This is a genomic window from Bacillus sp. MBGLi79 (assembly GCF_002953915.1).
Map to the genome: position 1 here is coordinate 43,249 of NZ_CP026521.1, position 2,892 is coordinate 46,140.

Here is a 2,892-nt window from a genome sequence, read left to right on the forward strand (position 1 = left end):
GGGCATTTTAGCTGAGACGTACCCTTCTGTTTTTGTGATACAACTAGATCAAGACGAGAATTCGTTTGAAAGAGTTTCATTCAGTTATGCGGATATTCTTACTGAGACGGTTGAATTGAGATTTTCTGATGATAAAACCAGCTCAGTAGCCCTTTAATAAGCAGCGGACTTTATGTTTGCTGCTTTTTGTTTTGCCTTTTTTTATCCAGAATTTTTCGGGGAAGTTCTGCACAAATCGAGCAAAGCTAATACATGTCACTTGTTTTATGATGAGTCAGACGGATGGTATGATACTTGAAAGGGGCTGTTTCGCATGGGCAGACGTCGAAGCATCATGTCAGAGGAATTCAAAAATGAATTGGCTAAGGATCTTGGATTTTACGACACGGTAAAAACCGAGGGCTGGGGCGGAATTCGGGCCAGAGACGCCGGTAACATGGTGAAGAGGGCCATTGAATTAGCCGAACAGCATATGGCTCAAAACCAGCAAAATCATTAAAACAGTGACATACGGAGGGCGCTTCTGTCCTCCGTTTTTTTCATTGATCTGCATTCAGCCGATCTGGTGCTGCAAACGCCTTGAGGATTCGCTGAAGGGGGCAATCGCGATCTGCGGGAATGACCGCATGCTAAGAGCGCGGTGTCCTGCACGGGCGCATGCATTTGTACTTGGAAGGATGAACGCATGCTAAAGGCGCGGCGTCCTGCCGTAACGCATGCATTTGTACGTCCTGTACTTCAAAATATGTTACAATGTGGATACTTATGTTTAGATGGAGAAGTAGGTGAATGGATTGCGTATTTTAGAGAAGGCGCCGGCTAAAATTAATTTGTCGCTCGACGTTCGCCGCAAACGTCCAGATGGGTATCATGAAGTAGAGATGGTCATGACGACAATTGATTTGGCGGATCGGATTGAATTAACCGAGATGGCAGAAGATAAAGTAACGGTTTCCTCGCATAACCGCTTTGTTCCCGACGATCAGCGAAACCTTGCTTATCAGGCTGCAATGCTCATGAAAGAACGATACGGCATTAAAAAAGGTGTTTCTATATTTATTACGAAAGTGATTCCCGTTGCTGCGGGGCTTGCGGGAGGAAGCAGCGATGCGGCTGCCGTCTTCAGAGGGCTGAACCGGCTGTGGGATTTGAAGCTTTCGATGAATGAACTGGCTGAGCTTGGCGCTGAGATCGGATCTGATGTCTCCTTTTGCGTACATGGAGGAACGGCTCTTGCAACGGGAAGAGGAGAGAAAATCCGTCATATCGAGACTCCGCCGCACTGCTGGGTTGTGCTGGCAAAGCCGACGATCGGCGTATCAACTGCAGAAGTGTACAAGCAGCTAAAAGTCGATGAGATTGAACATCCGGATGTTCAAGGTATGATTTCTGCGATCGAAGAGAAGAATTTTCAAAAAATGTGCGACAAACTCGGCAATGTTCTCGAATCTGTTACATTGAATATGCATCCCGAAGTCGCGATGATCAAAAATCAAATGAAGCGGTTTGGCGCCGATGCTGTGCTGATGAGCGGGAGCGGCCCCACTGTGTTCGGATTGGTTCAATACGAATCAAAAGTACAAAGAATCTATAACGGATTAAGAGGGTTTTGCGATCAGGTTTATGCGGTGCGGATGATCGGAGAACAAAATGAACTTGATTAAATCCGTATGTTAAGTTATATTATTTTTAAAAATATTCGGATTTTGGAGGTAAGTGCATGAAGTTTCGTCGAAGCGGCAGATTGGTGGATCTGACAAATTATTTGTTGACCCATCCGCATGTCTTAGTGCCATTAACCTTCTTTTCAGAACGGTATCAATCTGCTAAATCATCCATTAGTGAAGATTTAACCATTATTAAGCAGACCTTCGAGCAGCAGGGGATCGGGACGCTTCAGACCGTGCCGGGAGCAGCAGGCGGCGTTAAATACATTCCAAAGGTAAAACGCGATGAAGCGGAGGAATTTGTAAAGTCGCTCGGTGAGTCATTGATCGATTCGGAACGGATATTGCCCGGCGGATATTTGTATTTAACCGATATCCTTGGCAAGCCCTCTGTATTAACGAAGGCCGGCAAGATTTTTGCTTCAGCTTTTTCAGACAGGGAGATCGATGTCGTGATGACGGTGGCGACAAAAGGAATTCCTCTGGCATATGCGGTAGCCAGCTACCTTGATGTGCCGACGGTGGTCGTCAGAAAAGACAATAAGGTAACTGAAGGTTCAACGGTCAGCATTAACTATGTGTCTGGATCTTCCAACCGCATTCAGACGATGTCTCTTGCAAAACGCAACTTGCAGACGGGCTCGCGCGTTTTGATTATAGACGACTTTATGAAAGCGGGAGGAACGATCAACGGTATGATCAATCTTCTCGAGGAATTCAATGCCCATGTAGCAGGCATCGGTGTTCTTGTGGAGGCTCAGGGAGTCAAGGAGCGGCTGGTCGATGAGTACATGTCCCTTTTGACTCTTTCTGAAATTGATATGAAGGAAAAAAAGGTGGAAATCCAAAACGGAAACTTTCAGCGTTTTTTTGCAGACAATGAATAGGAAATGGGGAGTTTGAGATGACAAAGGTTGTTCAGACAAAAGAAGCACCGGCGGCGATCGGACCGTATTCACAAGGAATTGTTGTCAATAATATGTTTTACAGTTCAGGGCAAATTCCACTGACCCCGTCGGGTGAAATGGTGACTGGAGACATCACAGAACAGACGCATCAAGTTTTCCGCAATTTAAAAGCCGTGCTGAAAGAAGCGAACGCCTCTCTGGAGACTGTCGTCAAATCAACTGTGTTTTTGGCGGATATGAATCAGATCGCAGAGGTGAATGAAGTTTACGGACAGTACTTCGATACCCACAAACCGGCGAGATCATGTGTTGAGGTG

5 protein-coding genes are annotated in these 2,892 nt (G+C 45.9%); all 5 read left to right on the forward strand.

What is annotated here, in order from left to right:
- On the forward strand, positions 1 to 157 hold a 157-nt coding region (locus C1T29_RS00280), incomplete at its 5' end, for a Veg family protein (protein ID WP_208945582.1).
- Between the two features lie 156 nt (positions 158 to 313).
- On the forward strand, positions 314 to 499 hold the full coding sequence (locus C1T29_RS00285; RefSeq protein ID WP_003178189.1) for a small, acid-soluble spore protein, alpha/beta type: 186 nt from the start codon (positions 314 to 316) through the stop codon (positions 497 to 499).
- 295 nt (positions 500 to 794) lie between these two features.
- The gene (gene ispE, locus C1T29_RS00290; RefSeq protein ID WP_023855979.1) at positions 795 to 1,664 is read left to right on the forward strand and encodes a 4-(cytidine 5'-diphospho)-2-C-methyl-D-erythritol kinase; all 870 of its coding nucleotides are present in this window, start codon (positions 795 to 797) and stop codon (positions 1,662 to 1,664) included.
- A 56-nt stretch (positions 1,665 to 1,720) separates the two neighbouring features.
- The gene (gene purR / locus C1T29_RS00295) at positions 1,721 to 2,554 is read left to right on the forward strand and encodes a pur operon repressor (RefSeq protein ID WP_020449806.1); all 834 of its coding nucleotides are present in this window, start codon (positions 1,721 to 1,723) and stop codon (positions 2,552 to 2,554) included.
- Between the two features lie 17 nt (positions 2,555 to 2,571).
- The coding region (gene ridA, locus C1T29_RS00300) for a 2-iminobutanoate/2-iminopropanoate deaminase (protein ID WP_208945583.1) at positions 2,572 to 2,892 on the forward strand (321 nt) is incomplete at its 3' end.

Excerpts from the sequence above, each read along its gene's own strand:
- C1T29_RS00285 (WP_003178189.1), top strand. The coding sequence starts at position 314 with ATGGGCAGACGTCGAAGCATCATGTCAGAGGAATTCAAAAATGAATTG.
- purR (WP_020449806.1), top strand. The coding sequence starts at position 1,721 with ATGAAGTTTCGTCGAAGCGGCAGATTGGTGGATCTGACAAATTATTTG.